Source organism: Streptomyces lydicus (assembly GCF_001729485.1).
Classification (GTDB): domain Bacteria; phylum Actinomycetota; class Actinomycetes; order Streptomycetales; family Streptomycetaceae; genus Streptomyces; species Streptomyces lydicus_D.
Window position 1 is genome coordinate 5,506,870 of the sequence record NZ_CP017157.1, and the last position, 15,850, is coordinate 5,522,719.

The following is a 15,850-nucleotide window of genomic DNA, read 5'->3' on the forward strand; positions in this document are numbered from 1 at the left end:
GTGAGGCGGGGCCCGCGGGCCCCGCCTCGCGTCTTTCCCGCCTACACCTTGCGGGCCACGCCCCCGTACTCGATCCACTCCTGGGTGAGCTGCTTCGGGCCGATGTCCGCATCCGGCTTCCAGGTGGACACCTCCCGCAGGCCCGGCTCCAGGATCTCCAACCCGTCCAGGAATCCGGCGAGTTCGTGGGCCTGGCGCACCCGGCCCCACTGCCCGTGGGTCTGCACCCGCATGAACTCGGTGACGAAGTCCCGCGTCGCGGCGTCCTCGCTGACCAGCTGGCACACCACGAGGAAGCTGCCGGGCGCCAGCCGGTCGGCGACCCGCTTTATCAGGCCGGCCGGGTCGTCGGAGTCCGGGATGCAGTGCAGTACGGAGACGAACAGCGCGGCCACCGGCCGGTCGAAGTCTATGAGCCGCTCGACCTCCGGGCTGCCGAAGATGCCGTCGGTGTCCCGCATGTCCGCCTGGATCACGGCGGTGTTGGCGTTCTCCTCCAGCAGCGCCCGGCCGTGCGCCAGCACGATGGGGTCGTTGTCGACGTAGACGACGCGCGCGTCCGGGTCGATCTTCTGGGCGACCTGGTGGACGTTGTCCTGCGTGGGCAGACCTGAGCCGTGGTCGATGAACTGCCGGATGCCGTGCTCACCGGCCAGCCAGCGGACCACCCGCTGCAGGAAGCGCCGGTTGTTGATGGCCAGCACCTGGGTGCTGGGCACCACCTTGCTCAGCTCTTCGCACGCCTCGCGGTCGACGGCGTAGTTGTCCTTGCCGCCCAGGTAGTAGTCGTACATCCGCGCGACGCTCGGGATCGTGACATCGACGGCGCTGGACTGCGGTCGTGTCTCTTGGCTCATTCCACACTTTCCCGTCGCTCGACAGCCCTCAGCCATGGCGCAACGACGAACTCGTTCCGTGCAGGAACGACCACGCGGCGCAGCGTCCAACATACCCACCGCGTGGCGGATGTTGCAGACGGGAGACGGGATAAATGCTCGTCAGCAGCCGCTAAAGGCAAGCGAGTTGTGCGACGCGGGACACGGCCACCCGATGCCCCGCCGCCTGCCGACTTCCGGCCACGCCCTCCGCGGCCGCCGGCCGGCGGCTACCGCAGCGCGGCCTCGACCAGGCCCCGGATCTCCTCCTCCAGCACCCCTCCGCCACCCAGCAGCCGGTCGAAGACCAGTCCGTCAACACAGGCCAGCAGGGTCAGGGTGCGGCCCTCGGCATCCGTCGCACCGCGTGCGGCGAGGAAGTCGCGCAGGGCGGTGCGGGCGGCGTTCTCACGCGGTACGAGGATCTCCCGCAGTTCCGGGTGGCGGGCGCTCTCGACGGCGCACGCGTAACGCGCGAGGGACCGCTGCCGGCCGTCGCCGGTGAGCCGCCGCTCGGTGAAAGCGGCGAGCCCGGCCACCAGTTCCTCGACGTCCCGCGGCGGCGGCGCCTCCCCGGCCTGCCGCAGCTCCGCCTGGTCGAGGGCGACCAGCCGCCGGACCAGCGCGGTGAGCAGCGCCTGGCGGGTGCGGTAGTACGCGGAGGTGGTGCCCGGCGGCAGGTCCGCCGCCCGGTCCACGGCGCGGTGGGTCAGTCCCCGCATTCCCTCCCGGGCGAGCACGTCGAGGGCGGCGTCGGCGAGAACGGTGCGTCGGTCGGTGGTCACCACCCCTTTCTACACCTGTAGAGAGCGGGCGAGTACGCTCCTTCTACAGGTGTAGAAGATCGTGCAGGGGCAACGGGAGAAGAGGGGCCTGGCATGGGCAGCAGCGCGGTGGTCGTCGGCGGGGGCATCGGGGGGCTGGCCACGGCCGTCGGCCTGCGCCTGATCGGCTGGGAGGTGACCGTCGTCGAACGGGCCCGCGTCCTCGACGACGCGGGCGCCGGCATCTCCCTGCACGCGAACGGCGTCCGCGCGCTGGACGCCCTCGGCGTCGGCGATGCCGTACGGGCGGCCGCCCGCCCGCAGTACCTCGGCGGCACCCGCACCCCGGACGGAAGCCGGCTGGCCGTCATGGACGGGGCCGCGCTAGAGCGCGCCCTCGGCACGCCGATCGTCGGCATCCCCCGCGCCGTGCTGCACCGGATCCTCCGCGCGGCGCTGCCGACCGGGTCCCTGGTGACCGGCACCGAGGTGACGTCCGTGGACCGCTCCGACCCGGCCCTCGTGCGGGTCCGCCTCAGGGACGGCTCGCTCGACGCGGATCTGGTCGTGGCCGCCGACGGCGTCCACAGCCGGCTGCGCGGCGGGCTGTTCCCCGGCCACCCCGGACCGGTCCACAGCGGGTCGACCGTGCTGCGCGCCCTCACCGCGCACCCGGTCGCGCTGCGGACCGACTTCGAACTGACCTGGGGGCCGGGTGCCGAGTTCGGCCATCTCGCGTTCACCGACGGCCGGGCCGAGTGGCACGCCGTCCTCAACTCCCCCGCCGGCGTGCGCTATCCGGACCCCCTCGCCGAGATGCGCCGCCGGTTCGACGGCTGGCACGACCCGATCCCGGCACTGCTGGCCGCGACCAGGCCCGAGGACGTCCTGCACCACGACATCACCGAGCTGGCCACCCCGCTGCCCACCTACGCCGTCGGCCGCGTCGCGCTCCTCGGCGACGCGGCCCACGCCATGACCCCGAACCTCGGCCAGGGCGCCTGCCAGGCGCTGGAGGACGCGGCCACCCTCGCCGCCGCGCTCCGCACCGGGCCGACCGTGGAGGCGGCACTGACCCGCTACGACGCCGAGCGGCGCCCCCGGAGCCAGGCCGTCGCCCGCGCGGCCCGCCGGGCCGGCCGCCTGGGCCAGCAACTGACCCACCCCGTGGCCCTCGCGCTGCGCAACACCGCGCTCCGACTGGCGCCCTCCGGCACCGCCGTCCGCGCCCTCCTGCGCCATGCCGACTGGACCCCGCCGCGATTGGACTGACGGGCCCGGCGGGAGGCCGGCTCCGCCCGCGGCGGCGTTTCTCATCGCTCTCTCACGCCGCGCTTATCGACCCGTCACAGCCCCTCCCTACGGTCACCCGAGGAGCGTCGCGCACCCGGCCGACGGCCTGGAGGAGCGTGCACCGTGTACCACCTGACCGGCGTGACCACCTGCTGCCGAAGCGACCGGGACGGGGGCCCGGTGCGGGTCCTGGACGAGGTGGGGCTCTTCGTCGAGGACGGCGGCGCGCTGGTCGTACGCGGCCCGGCCGGCCCGGGCATGTCCACGCTGCTGCGGATCCTCGGCGGGCTGGAGCGGCCCACCCGCGGCAGTGTCGTGCTCAACGGCACCGACCTGGCGGTCGTGACGGAATGCCGGCTGGCCCGCATCCGGGCGGAGGCGATCGGCACGGTCGCGGGCGGCGGCCGTGCCGGGACGGCTCCCCCGGTGCCGGCGGGCCTGTCGCCCGGGCTGACCGCCCGGCAGAACGTGGCGGGTGCGCTCATCCCGCTGCGGCTGCGCCCGGCCGACCGCCGGGAGCTGGCCGGCGAGGCGCTGGCGGAGGTCGGGCTCGGCGACCGGTTCGAGGCGTATCCGGCGGAGTTGGACGAGGGGGCGCGGCGGCGGGTGGCGCTGGCGCGGGCGTTGGTGAAGCGGCCGGCGGTGCTGCTGGCGGACCGGCCGACGGACGGGCTGGACGAGGACGCGCGGGCCGGGATGGTCGAGCTGTTCGCACGGCTGTGGAGCGAGCGGCGGGTCAGCTGCATCGTGGCCACCGAGGACGAGGCGCTGGTACGGCCGGCGCCTCGGCTGGTGACGCTGTCGCGGGGGCGGCTGACGGCCGCCGCGCGCCGACGGCGACAACCGGCCACCGCTGCTGGTGGCCCGGAGGCCGGGACGGTAGAAGGGAGGGATGACCACGGAGAAGTGTGAGCCGAGTCCGGAACCGGGGGCGACCGCACCGGGTGCGTCGCCGCCCGGCATCGAGGAGATGGTCCGCGCCAACCAGGCCAACTGGGACGCCCGTACCCCCGTGCACGTGGCCAGCGCGTTCTACGGGCTGGACGGCTCGCGGAGCGCCGAGGACTGGTTCGCGCCGTTCGAGTGGGCGGATCTCGGTGAGGTGACGGGCCGGGACGTGCTGCATCTCCAGTGCCATCTGGGCACCGAGACGGCCGCGTTCGCCGGGCGGGGCGCGGCGCACACGGTGGGGCTGGACTTCTCGGCGGCGGCCGTCACCGAGGCCCGGCGGCTGGCCGGCGAGGCGGGCCTGGCGATGGAGTTCGTCCGGGCGGACGTGCACGACGCCGTGGCGGCGCTCGGCGGCCGCCGGTTCGACGTGGTCTACACCGGCAAGGGGGCACTGTGCTACCTGCCGGACCTCACCGCCTGGGCGGGCGTCGTCAACGCGCTGCTCCGGCCCGGCGGAACGTTCTATCTGGTGGAGTTCCACCCGCTGCTCGACGCGCTGGGGCCGGGCCCGAGCCCGGACCCCGAGCGGCAGCAACTCCTTCTGCACCACGACTACTTGGCGGGCCGCGGCCCCCTCCGGAGCGACAGCCCGGCCACCTACACCGACGGTCCTCCCCTCCAGGGGGCGACGACCAGTTACGAGTGGCGGCACGGCCTCGGTGAGGTGATCTCGGCCGTGGTCGGCGCGGGGCTGACCGTCGAGCTGGTACGGGAGACCGAGCTGCTGCCCTGGAAACGGTTCGACTCCATGGTGCGGGCCGAGAACGGCTGGTGGCGACTGCCGCCGTCCGAGCCGATCATTCCGCTGCTGTACGCCCTGCGGGCGGTGAAGCCCGCGGAGCCGTCGGCGGGCTGAGCGGGCCGGCCGGGTGGGCGTCGGCCCGCGGAGCGGAGGAGGTCAGCCGAGCCGCCGGTACACCGTCCGCAGCAGCTGGTCCTTCGCCGGGCCGGTGACCCGCCATTCCAGGTGCCACTCGTCGGCGGTGACGGCGGTGAAGGTGCCCTCGTAGCGGTCCGCGGCGCACGGGTGGACGGCACTCCACCGGCCGGTGGAAAGGTCGAGGTCGTGGAAGGGCCGGCCGTCGGCGAAGTCGACCTCGGCGGTGCCGTCGGGGCGGGGCCGCAGGCGCAGCGTACGGCTCGCCGGGTACGCCGTGCCGTCCCACGTCAGCCGGCCCTCCTCGACGTGCAGCAGCGCCGCGTCCCCCGTCTCCCCCGCCGCGTCCGGCCGGAATGCGGCGGTCCCACGGAAGTCGCCCTGCGTGCCGGTCCGCAGATCACGGACGGTGCGTTCGACGCTCCAGCGTCCGGCGAGGTAGCCGGCGGCATCGGCCACCGGGTACGGCTCCGGCTCCCGTACGCCCCGGTGCGCCGGCTGCGGCGCGGACTCGTTCGACGACATCCCCCCATTCTCCCGCCCCCGCCCGCCGTCACCCCATCGGCCCCGCCCGCGCCGCGTACCGCTCTCCCCCGGCCCCTCGTACCGTGCGGACCCGCAGTGCCGGTCTTACGCTCGGTGGCAGTGACGTCACCGTGGTCCGGCGGCCGTGCGCCGCCGGCCGGGCGCGCGTCGCCACCGCCTCGTACGAGCCCGGAGACCGGAGGCACCACCATGCCGGAGCTGTTCATCGGCGGTCAGTGGACCGCAGCGGCCAACGGGCAGGTGCGGGAGATCCGCTGCCCCGCGGACGGCACCCTGGTCGCGACCGTGGACGAGGGCGGGCCGAAGGACGCCGCCGCGGCGATCAGCGCGGCCCGTACCGCCTTCGACGACGGGCCCTGGCCCGGGACGCCGGCCGCCGAGCGCGGCCGGCTGGTGCTGCGCGTCGCCGAGCTGCTGGAGCGCGACAAGGACGAGCTGGCCAGGGCGGAATCGCTGGACACCGGCAAGCGGCTGGTGGAGAGCGAGTACGACATGGACGACATCGCCGCCTGCTTCCGCTACTTCGGCAATCTGGGCGCGGCCGGCGGCACCGACCGGGTCGTGGACACCGGCATCGCGGAGACGGCCAGCACGGTGCGGCACGAGCCGGTCGGCGTCTGCGCGCTGATCACCCCGTGGAACTACCCGCTGCTGCAGACCGCCTGGAAGGTCGCCCCCGCGGTGGTCACCGGCAACACCTTCATCCTGAAGCCCAGTGAACTGACCCCGCACACCGCCATCCATCTGATGCGGCTGCTGGACGAGGCCGGGCTGCCCGCCGGCGCCGGCAACCTGGTGCTGGGCACCGGCCAGGACGTCGGCGCGCCGCTGACCGAGGACCCCAGGGTGGACATGGTGTCGTTCACCGGCGGGCTGCTCACCGGGCGGCGGATCATGGCGGCGGCCGCGCCCACGGTGAAGAAGATCGCGCTGGAACTGGGCGGCAAGAACCCGAACATCGTCTTCGCGGACGCCGATTTCGACACCGCCGTCGACTACGCGCTGATGGCGATCTTCCTGCACTCGGGCCAGGTCTGCTCGGCGGGCGCCCGCCTCCTCGTCCAGGACGAGCTGCACGACGCGTTCGTCGACGAGCTGGTCACCCGCGCCCAGGGGATCCGGCTCGGCGGGCCGTTCGACGAGCACGCCCGGACCGGACCGCTGATCTCCGCGGCGCACCGCGCGAAGGTCGAGCGGTACGTCGCGGCCGGGCTGGAGGAGGGCGCGGTGCTGCTCTGCGGCGGCGCGGCGCCCGACGACCCGTCGCTGTCGAACGGCTTCTACTACCTGCCGACGGTGCTGGACGAGTGCACCCCGGACATGTCGGTGGTGCGCGACGAGTCGTTCGGCCCGGTGCTGACCGTCGAGCGGTTCCGCGACGAGGACGAGGCGGTCTCGCTCGCCAACGACACGGTGTACGGGCTGGCCGGGGCGGTGTGGACGCAGGACAGCGGGCGTGCGCACCGGGTCGCGCGGCGGCTGCGCGCGGGGACGGTGTGGATCAACGACTTCCACCCGTATGTGCCGCAGGCCGAGTGGGGCGGGATGAAGCAGTCGGGCATCGGGCGGGAGCTGGGCCCCGCCGGGCTGGCGGAGTACCAGGAGGCCAAGCACATCTGGCGCAATACGGAGCCGCGGCCGCAGAGGTGGTTCGAGTGACCGGTCCCGGCACCTCAGGTCCGGACAACGGACACGGGGCTGCCCCCCACGACACGTCCCACGACGACGCCTCGCTCGCCGAGCTGGGGTACAAGCCCGAACTCAAACGCACCCTCGGCAACTTCCACACCTTCGCCGCCGGCATCAGCTACATCTCGATCCTCACCGGCACCTTCCAGCTGTTCTACTTCGGCATCGCGCACGGCGGTCCGGCCTACTGGTGGTCCTGGCCGATGGTCTTCGTCGGGCAGCTGATGGTGGCCCTGTGCTTCTGCGAGCTGGCCGCCCGCTACCCGGTGGCCGGATCGATCTACAACTGGGCCAAGCAGCTCGGCGGTCCGCACGTCGGATGGCTCGGCGGCTGGATGATGCTGACCGCGTCGATGGTGTCGCTGTCGGCGGTGGCGCTGGCGTACCAGGTGACGCTGCCGCAGATCTCGTCGTGGTTCCAGTTCATCGGCGACGGGACGGGGAAGTCGGCGGCCGCCAACGCGGTGCTGCTCGGCACGGTCCTGGTCACCTTCACCACCCTGGTCAACGCCTTCGGCGTCAAGCTGATGGCCCGGATCAACTCCGCCGGCGTGGCGATCGAGCTGATCGCCGCCGTCATCCTGGTCCTGCTGCTCGCCGCGCACATCACCCGCGGGCCCAGCGCGGTCCTGAACACCTTCGGCCTGGGCGCGGGCGAGTCGCTCGGCTACTTCGGGGCGTTCCTGACCGCCTCGCTGGCCTCGGCGTACGTCATGTACGGCTTCGACACCGCCTCGTCGCTCGGTGAGGAGTCCAAGGACCCGGCCCGCAACGCCCCCCGGGCGATCCTGCGCGCGCTCATCGCGTCGTTCCTGATCGGCGGTCTGATCCTGCTCTTCGCGCTGCTGGCGGTACCCGACCTGCACGCCAAGGAACTGTCCGTGGACGGCCTGCAGTACGTGGTGCTCGCCACCCTCGGCTCGACGGTGGGACTGATCGTGCTGTGGTGCGTGGTCATCGCGATCACCGTGTGCGAACTGGCGGTGCACACCGCCGGCATCCGGCTGGCCTTCGCGATGGCCCGGGACAACAACCTGCCGGCCGCCTCGCTGCTGGCCAAGGTGAGCCCGCGCTTCCAGACCCCGGTGCTGCCCGCCGTCGTCATCGGTCTGGTGGCGGTCGGCATCCTGTTCCTCAACGTCAACCAGCCGCAGATCTTCTCGGTGATCACCAGCATCGCGATCATCATGATCTACCTGGCCTATCTGGCGGTGACCCTGCCGATGCTGGTCCAGCGGCTGCGCGGCAGGTGGACCCCGCTGGAGGGCAAGTTCTCCCTGGGCAAGTTCGGGCTCCCGGTGAACTTCCTCGCCGTCTGCTGGGGCATCGGGATGTCCGTCAACCTGGCCTGGCCGCGGGCCGCGGTCTACAACGCGACCGGTCCGCAGCACTGGTACCTGCGCTGGGGGGCGTTCCTGTTCATCGGTGTCGTGGGCCTCGGCGGCTTCGCCTACTACTGGTTCGTGCAGCGCAAGAAGACGGGTGTGCTCGCCATGCACGCCGCCGTCCGGCCCGGCGACGACGACACCCCGGACTCCCCCACCCCCCGCACCCCCTGACTGGAGACCGCACGATGTCCCGAGAGACGCCCGTGGACGAGTTCGACTACATCGTGGTCGGCGGCGGCACGGCCGGTGCCGTCGTGGCGGCCCGGCTCAGCGAGGACCCCGACGTCACCGTCTGCCTCCTGGAGGCCGGTCCGTCCGACGTCGGTGACGACAACGTCCTGCGCCTGGACCGCTGGATGGGACTGCTGGAGTCCGGCTACGACTGGGACTACCCGATCGAACCGCAGGTGGAGGGCAACAGCTTCATGCGGCACGCCCGCGCCAAGGTGCTCGGCGGCTGCTCCTCGCACAACTCCTGCATCGCCTTCTGGGCACCGGCCGAGGACCTCGACGAGTGGGCGGCGCTGGGCTGCACGGGCTGGAGCGCGGCCGACTGCTTCCCGCTCTACCAGCGGCTGGAGAGCAATGACGCGCCCGGCGACCACCACGGCCGCAGCGGTCCGGTCACCCTGCGCACGGTCCCGCCCCGCGACCCGTGCGGCGCCGCCCTGCTCGAAGCCTGTGCGGCGGCCGGCATCCCCACCACCCCGTTCAACACCGGCGAAACCGTCGTCCGCGGCGCCCACTGGTTCCAGATCAACTGCCGCCCCGACGGCACGCGTTCCTCGGCGTCGGTGTCCTATCTGCACCCCGTCATGGGCGACCGCCGCAACCTCGACGTACGGACCGGACTCCAGGCCAAGCGCCTGAACTTCGACTCCTCGCGGCGCTGCACGGGCGTGGACTACCTCACCCCCGACCTGATCCGCACCCGTACCGTCAACGCCCGCCGCGAGGTCATCGTCTCCTGCGGCGCCATCGACTCGCCCAAGCTGCTGATGCTCTCCGGCATCGGGCCGGCGGCGCACCTCAGCGCCCTCGGCATCGAGCCGCTCGTCGCCGCCCCCGGCGTGGGATCCAACCTCCAGGACCACCCGGAGGGCGTGATCATGTGGGAGGCGAAACAGCCGATGGTGACCTCCTCCACCCAGTGGTGGGAGATCGGGATCTTCGCCGACACCGAGCCGGGCCTCGACCGGCCGGACCTGATGTTCCACTACGGCTCGATGCCCTTCGACATGAACACCTACCGGCGCGGCTACCCCACCTCGGAGAACGCGTTCTGCCTCACGCCGAACGTCACCCGCGCCCGCTCCCGCGGCACGGTCCGGCTGCGCAGCCGGGACTTCCGCGACAAGCCCAAGGTCGACCCGCGCTACTTCACCCAGGAACACGACGTCCGCGTGATGATCCACGGTCTGCGTCTCGCCCGGAAGATCGTCTCCCAGGACCCGATGGCCGCCTGGGCCGGCGCCGAGCTCGCCCCCGGTCCCTCCGCGCACACCGACGCCGAGCTGTTCGCCTACCTCCGCGACACCCACAACACCGTCTACCACCCGGCCTGCACCGTCCGGATGGGCGCGCCCGACGACCCGACGGCCCCGCTCGACCCGCAGCTGCGGGTCAAGGGCGTCACCGGCCTGCGGGTGGCCGACGGCTCGGCGATGCCGCTGCTGACGACCGTGAACCCCTGCATCACCACGATGATGATCGGGGAGAAGTGCGCGGACATGATCAAGGGCGCCTCCTGAGGGCGCCCTCCCGGCACGGAAGCGCCCCGCCCGTGGGCGGGGCCGCTACGGCATGCACGACCTACGAGGTGGGCTCCCTTCGCCGGCATTGTCCGGATCAGGTGCTTGGGGGTCGCCGTCCGGTCTTCCGACCTTTCAGCCTCTCAGTCCGACCGTCGTTCACGTCCTCAGCGAGAACCAGGGCTCTCTGAACCTGAGGCCACTTCGATACGAACTCCCTCGCTCGCCCCGCAGGTCTAGTTACAGAATACTCCGCACATATAGGAATGGAACCCCCAAATCGGGCAGATTTCGAACGGCTCCGCTCGCACCCGGCGACCGGCCGAGCGGCCCGATCCGCACACGAAAAATGCGGACCGGGAAGCTCCCGATCCGCACTCGTTGGTACGTGGTGTCCGAGGGGGGACTTGAACCCCCACGCCCGATAAAGGGCACTAGCACCTCAAGCTAGCGCGTCTGCCATTCCGCCACCCGGACTAGGTGTCATCGTCGCGGGGCGTTCCCCGCGGCGACATGGACAACCATACCAAGCTTTCGGAGTGCCTTTCACCTGCGTATCTGTGGGCACGAGCCGCCGGTACGGGCGGCGCCGCCGGGGGCCGCGTCACGCCCCCGGCGGCGCGCAGGTCAGGGCATCAGGTGGTAGTCGGGGAAGTTGCCGGGCAGACGCTCGGCGGGCGGGCCCTGGGTCACCGCGCGGACCAGGAGCTCACCGCCGACGAAGGCGCCGCGCCAGGAGTTGCCGAAGCCGCCGAAGAGCTCGTCGCGGTCGCCGCGGGAGCGGGGGGCGCCGTGGCCGACCTTGAAGGCGCGGATCTGGGGGGCGAGCCGGTCGTAGGTGTCCTGGTCGTCGGTGGAGAGGGTGGCGACCAGGGCGCCGTTGCTGGCGTTCATGGCGGCGAGCAGCTCGGCCTCGGTGTCGACGAGGACGAGGGTGTCGACGGGGCCGAAGGGCTCGGCGTGGTGCAGCGGGGAGGACGGCGGCGGGGCCAGCAGGGTCGTCGGGGGAAGGTAGGCGGAGGTGTCCTGGCCGGGGAGGAAGCGGCCGTCGGCGAGGCTGCCGCGGTGCAGCGGGACGGCTCCCCGGGAGATCGCCTCGGTGGTGAGGTCGGCGAGTTCCTTGGCCTTGGCGGCGTTGATCAGGGGACCGAAGTCGAGCTCGGGAAGGGGGTCCGCGGGGTCCGCGACGGCCAGGGGGTGGCCGAAGCGGACGCCGCGTACGGCCGGGAGGTACGCGGCGAGGAACTCGGCGAAGGCGTCGCGCTGGACCACGAAGCGGGGGTAGGCGGTGCACCGCTGCTTGGCGTAGTCGAAGGTCTTGCGCAGCAAGGGGGTCAGCGCCGGCCAGTCGGTGAAGTTCCAGATGCCCCAGGTGTTGAGGCCCTCCTGTTCGAGGATGTGGCGTTTGCCCAGGTCGGCGACGGCGGTGGCGACGCGGGCGCCGGTGTCCCGGCCGCCGACGAAGGACACGCAGCCGATCTCCGGTGAGCGGACCAGGGCGGGCGAGAGGTCGCCGCCGCTGCCGCTGACGAGGGTGGCCGGGACGCCCTCGCGGGCCGCCAGGGCGCAGGCGAGGGTGAGGCAGGCCAGCCCGCCGTCGGTGGGGGTCTTGGCGATCACCGCGTTGCCGGCCAGCGCCTGGACGAGCATCGCGTGGACGAGCACCGACATCGGGTAGTTCCAGCTGGCGATGTTGCTGACCGGGCCGGGCAGCGGCCCGCGGCGGTCGAGCATCCGGTCGATCTCGGAGACGTACCAGCGGACGCCGTCGATGGCGCGGTCGACGTCGGCCCGGGCGAGCTTCCAGGGCTTGCCGATCTCCCAGACGAGGAGCAGGGCGAGCAGGTCGCGGTGTTCTGTGAGGGCATCGAGGGTGGCGTCGACGCGCGCCTTGCGCTCACCGAGCGGGACGTGCCGCCAGTCGCGGTGCTGGTCGAGCGAGGCGCGTACGGCGTGCCGGGCGGCCTCCGCGTCGAGGCGGGGCGGGCCGACGACGGGGGTGCCGTCGACGGGGGAGGTGGCGGGCAGCGGATCGCCGTCCGGGTGCCAGGTGCCGGCCCAGAGGTTGAGGGCCTGGCCGTCGCGGAACGCCTCGGGGGCGGCGGTCAGGCTGCGCCGCCAGGCGTCCGGCCAGGAGGTGCCCGGCTTGAGGGTGAGCTGCGGGGTGGTGGCCATCGGTGTCTCCGCTCTCGGTGCACGGCCGGAGGGGCAGGGTGGTGGCGCTCGGCGGCTCCCGGGGGAACGAGGAACCGCTACTGGACGGTAGCGGTACCGGGGGCGCCGCGGGACGGGGCACGGGCCAGGTATGGCGAGTCTCACGCGGGTGGGTGCGTTGCCGGGCTGACGCGGGGCCAGTTCGGGTGCGACGTGGGCGGGTTGGCCGGATCGCGCGGCAACGCGCCACTGGACAGCGGAAATTGCGCGCCGGGGGACGGGAACGGGGGTGGTGCCGATCCGGCACCACCCCCGTCGTCCGTGCGTAGCGCTCAGCCCGCTACCGGCCCGCCCGTCCCGGCGGGCTGCTCCCCCGCCTCCTCCTGCGTACGGTCGGCGATCGCCCGGTGGTGGCGGACCACCTCGTCGATGATGAAGTTCAGGAACTTCTCCGCGAACGCCGGGTCCAGCCGGGCGTCCTCGGCGAGCCGGCGCAGCCGCTCGATCTGGGCGGCCTCGCGGGCCGGGTCGGCGGGCGGCAGGCTGTGCCGGGCCTTGAGCTCGCCGACCTGCTGGGTGCACTTGAAGCGCTCGGCGAGCAGATGCACCAGGGCGGCGTCGAGGTTGTCGATGCTGCCGCGCAGGTAGAGCAGGCGCTCGCGGGCCGCCTGGTCGGCGACGGAGGCCGCCTCGCCGGCCGCCGGTGCTGTCCCTTCGCTCATGTGCCTCTCGCCATCCGTGGTCGTTCGGTGATGATCGGATGCACACTACCCGGCCGGGGCCCGGCGACCCGGGCCGGTCTCGCGGATCGGACGTCCGGCGGACCACACCCCTGGCCCCGCGGCCGCCGGAGGTAACCGGCGGGCCGCTGGGCCGTGGACGGCGAGCCGCCGGGTTCGCCCCGGCGTCGACGGCGTCCGCTCCGGTGCGTACGCCCGGTGGCGGGCTCCCCCACAGAACCCACCACCGGGCTGTCTCGTGCGGGCCGCGCCGGCGGCCCGGTCCCGGTCCCGGCCGCTGCGGCCCCGGACCCGAACGCGCGGCCGTTTCCCGGCCCCGGCTCATGGGCATACTCACGCCGCCGCCGGTCCATCCCTCCTGTCGGGCCCCGTGCTTCCGGTGCTCCGTCCGGCCGGCCCGGCATGTCCGGACCGTCCCCGTTTTCCTGACGCCGCGCCCGTGAAGTGGGTGCCGGAACAGGCGCGTACGGTCAGCGCGCGCCGGCGAACATCGGGGGCGCACGGACCGCAGCAGGGGCAGGCGACGGTCGTGGTGCGGGCCGGTCCGGGCCTCAGTCCTCCGCGCGCTCCCGCTCGTGGAACGCGCGGCGGGTGTGCTCGGTGTGGACTCGCATCACGGAGGTGGCGCGCGCCTCGTCGCGGTCGGCTATCGCCGCGGTCAACTCGCGGTGCTCGATCCACGACTGCTCGCCACGCTGCCGGGCCACCGGCGTGCGGTACCAGCGCACCCGCCGCCCGACCTGCGCGGCCAGCTCCGCCAGCACCGCGTTGCCGGCCAGCTCCATCACCCGGTCGTGGAACGCGGCGTCGGCGGCCACCGCGGCGTCCGTGTCGTCGTCCCGCACCGCCCGCTCCCCCTCGGCGCAGAGCAGCTCCAGTTCCGCGATGCCCGCGGAGTCGGCGTGCGCCGCGGCGAGCCGGGCCGCCTCGGCCTCCAGCAGCGCCCGGACCGTCAGCAGTTGGTCGGCCTCCTCCTCGGTCGGCTCGTGGACGAAGGCGCCCTGCGCGGGACGCAGATCGACCCAGCCGTCGGTGTTGAGCCGCTGCAACGCCTCGCGTACCGGCTGCCGGGAGACCCCGAGATGGCCCGCGAGTTCACTCTCGACCAGATGCTGGCCGGGCCGCAGCGCACGGGTGGTGATCAGTTCGAGCAGCGCTTCGTAGACGCGCTCGCGCAGCGGGCCGGGCCGTTCGAGCTTCGGCACGGCACCCTGCGGCAGCCCTGTGGACAGCATCGAAGTCCCCCTCCGCGGACGCGTGCACAACCTGGCGGGCAGCGATTGCTTATCGTCCACAGGTTACCGAGCACGCTCCGCGGCACACGGGCCCGCTCGGTGACGTACCTCACGAACCACCCCGTACCGCCCGTCAACCCCTGGGACAATGACGGCCGTTGGGCGGCCGACCGACCCTCGGCCGCGGATCGCACAAGGGGGCCACACCGGATGAGCACGGACCGCATTCCGCTCGCAGGGGCCGAGGTCGCCGTCGTCGGCGGCAGCATCGCCGGCTGCGCCACCGCGCTGGCCGCGCACCGCGCGGGGGCCGGCCGGATCACCGTCCACGAACGCACCGAGGGACACCTCGCCGACCGCGGCGTCGGCCTCGCGGTGCACAACGACCGCTACGCCGAACTGTCCGCCGCCGGCTACCTGGACGCGGCCATGCCGTGGGTGCAGCTGACCACCCGTCGCTGGTACGTCCGCGACGGCGCCGTCCCGCTCGGCCGGCAGATCGCGGCGCTGCCCTTCCCGTTCCGCTCGTACTGCTGGGGGCCGCTGTGGCGGGAGTTACGCGGGCGGCTGCCGGCGGACACCGTGTTCCGGCAGGGGGTGACGGTCCGCGCGGTCAGCGACGCCGCGGACGGGCCCCGCCTCCATCTGGACGACGGCGCCGGCGGCCGCCGCACGGACCGCTTCGACCTGGTCATCGGCGCCGACGGCTATCGCTCGGTGGTACGGGACGCCGCGTTCCCCGGCGTCCGGCCGCGCTACGCCGGCTATCTCGCCTGGCGCGGCGCCGTTCCCGCCGAGCGGCTGACGGAGCTCGACTTCCCTGGCCTCGGGCCCGCCCCCTGGGCGCAGGAGGACTGCGTCTACGGCGTCTTCCCCGGTGGCCACGTCATCATCTACCGCATCCCGGACGGCCACGGCGGCCACCGCGCCAACTGGGTGCTCTACACCTCCCCGCCCGCCGGCGCCGGCCTCGACCTGGACTCCCCCACCAGCCTGCCGCCCGGCACCCTCACCGAGGCGCTGCACACCCGCCTCGCCCATGTCGCAGGGGAGTTGCTGCCGCCCTACTGGGGCGGCCTGGTCGGGCTGACCCCGCCCCACGAGGTGTTCATCCAGCCGATGTACGACTTCACCGCGCCGCGCTACACCGCCGGGCGGCTGCTGCTCGCGGGCGACGCGGCCACCGTGGCCCGCCCGCACACCGGCGCCGGCGCGGTCAAGGCACTGCAGGACGCCGCCGCCCTGGAGGCCGCGCTGCGCGCGCTGCCCGAGCGGCCGGACGCCCTGGAGACCTACGGCACCGAGCGCGGCGCGACCGGCCGCACGATGGTCGAACTGGGGCGGGGGCTGGGCCGGTTCCTCGTCCAGGACACACCCGACTGGCGCACGCTGGACCAGGCCGGGGTGGCGGGCGCCTGGGCCGCCGCCGACGGCTCGGGAGCGTTCGGCGGCCGTGCCCTGAAGGAGGGCGTCCGCACGCCGCACGACTGACGCGGCACCGCCTGCCGCGGGTCCGCGGGGCCGCCGGGCCGCCGGCACGGCCGTGCAGGACAATGAGAGCGTGCAGGTCACCTCCGCGGGACGACG

General features: G+C 73.4%; 13 protein-coding genes and 1 tRNA gene. 7 read left to right on the top strand and 7 right to left on the bottom strand.

Features of this window, described 5'->3' with window-relative positions; genetic code table 11:
• Positions 1 to 41: 41 nt before the first annotated feature.
• A complete protein-coding gene (locus SL103_RS23975) occupies positions 42 to 857 on the bottom strand; it encodes an SAM-dependent methyltransferase (protein ID WP_069571013.1) in 816 nt (271 codons plus the stop codon).
• A gap of 248 nt (positions 858 to 1,105) precedes the next feature.
• Positions 1,106 to 1,660: a TetR/AcrR family transcriptional regulator gene (locus tag SL103_RS23980; RefSeq protein WP_069574060.1), complete on the bottom strand. Its 555-nt coding sequence runs from the start codon at positions 1,658 to 1,660 to the stop codon at positions 1,106 to 1,108.
• A 93-nt stretch (positions 1,661 to 1,753) separates the two neighbouring features.
• Between SL103_RS23980 and SL103_RS23985 the strand changes: the two genes are divergently transcribed.
• From SL103_RS23985 to SL103_RS23995, 3 genes are all read left to right on the top strand, one after another.
• Positions 1,754 to 2,911: an FAD-dependent monooxygenase gene (locus SL103_RS23985; protein WP_069571014.1), complete on the top strand. Its 1,158-nt coding sequence runs from the start codon at positions 1,754 to 1,756 to the stop codon at positions 2,909 to 2,911.
• Between the two features lie 144 nt (positions 2,912 to 3,055).
• Positions 3,056 to 3,844: an ATP-binding cassette domain-containing protein gene (locus tag SL103_RS23990; protein ID WP_069571015.1), complete on the top strand. Its 789-nt coding sequence runs from the start codon at positions 3,056 to 3,058 to the stop codon at positions 3,842 to 3,844.
• Positions 3,825 to 4,739, top strand: a complete 915-nt coding sequence (locus SL103_RS23995) for a class I SAM-dependent methyltransferase (RefSeq protein ID WP_079145943.1) — start codon at positions 3,825 to 3,827, stop codon at positions 4,737 to 4,739. The genes SL103_RS23990 and SL103_RS23995 overlap by 20 nt, the downstream gene beginning before the upstream one ends.
• Before the next feature lie 42 nt (positions 4,740 to 4,781).
• On the opposite strand, the gene SL103_RS24000 is transcribed toward SL103_RS23995, so the two are convergent.
• Positions 4,782 to 5,285: a DUF6314 family protein gene (locus tag SL103_RS24000; RefSeq protein WP_069571016.1), complete on the bottom strand. Its 504-nt coding sequence runs from the start codon at positions 5,283 to 5,285 to the stop codon at positions 4,782 to 4,784.
• A 210-nt stretch (positions 5,286 to 5,495) separates the two neighbouring features.
• Here SL103_RS24000 and SL103_RS24005 point away from each other — a divergent pair, with 210 nt between their 5' ends.
• The 3 genes from SL103_RS24005 to SL103_RS24015 are packed head-to-tail and all read left to right on the top strand — an operon-like array spanning position 5,496 to position 10,134.
• Entirely contained in the window at positions 5,496 to 6,965 is a 1,470-nt protein-coding gene (locus SL103_RS24005) for an aldehyde dehydrogenase family protein (RefSeq protein WP_069571017.1), read from the top strand.
• Positions 6,962 to 8,554 (top strand): APC family permease, encoded by a 1,593-nt coding sequence (locus SL103_RS24010; protein ID WP_069571018.1) that lies wholly within the window; start codon positions 6,962 to 6,964, stop codon positions 8,552 to 8,554. The genes SL103_RS24005 and SL103_RS24010 overlap by 4 nt, the downstream gene beginning before the upstream one ends.
• A 14-nt stretch (positions 8,555 to 8,568) precedes the next feature.
• Entirely contained in the window at positions 8,569 to 10,134 is a 1,566-nt protein-coding gene (locus tag SL103_RS24015) for a GMC family oxidoreductase (protein WP_069571019.1), read from the top strand.
• 389 nt (positions 10,135 to 10,523) lie between these two features.
• On the opposite strand, the gene SL103_RS24020 is transcribed toward SL103_RS24015, so the two are convergent.
• The 4 genes from SL103_RS24020 to SL103_RS24035 form a co-directional block, all read right to left on the bottom strand.
• Positions 10,524 to 10,611, bottom strand: a tRNA-Leu gene (locus tag SL103_RS24020).
• Between the two features lie 150 nt (positions 10,612 to 10,761).
• Entirely contained in the window at positions 10,762 to 12,309 is a 1,548-nt protein-coding gene (locus tag SL103_RS24025) for an aldehyde dehydrogenase family protein (protein WP_069571020.1), read from the bottom strand.
• Between the two features lie 311 nt (positions 12,310 to 12,620).
• The gene (locus SL103_RS24030; RefSeq protein ID WP_069571021.1) at positions 12,621 to 13,010 is read right to left on the bottom strand and encodes a chorismate mutase; all 390 of its coding nucleotides are present in this window, start codon (positions 13,008 to 13,010) and stop codon (positions 12,621 to 12,623) included.
• 569 nt (positions 13,011 to 13,579) lie between these two features.
• The gene (locus tag SL103_RS24035) at positions 13,580 to 14,263 is read right to left on the bottom strand and encodes a GntR family transcriptional regulator (RefSeq protein WP_069571022.1); all 684 of its coding nucleotides are present in this window, start codon (positions 14,261 to 14,263) and stop codon (positions 13,580 to 13,582) included.
• Positions 14,264 to 14,473: 210 nt separating this feature from the next.
• Between SL103_RS24035 and SL103_RS24040 the strand changes: the two genes are divergently transcribed.
• Entirely contained in the window at positions 14,474 to 15,754 is a 1,281-nt protein-coding gene (locus SL103_RS24040; protein WP_069571023.1) for an FAD-dependent monooxygenase, read from the top strand.
• The last annotated feature ends 96 nt before the right edge of the window (positions 15,755 to 15,850 follow it).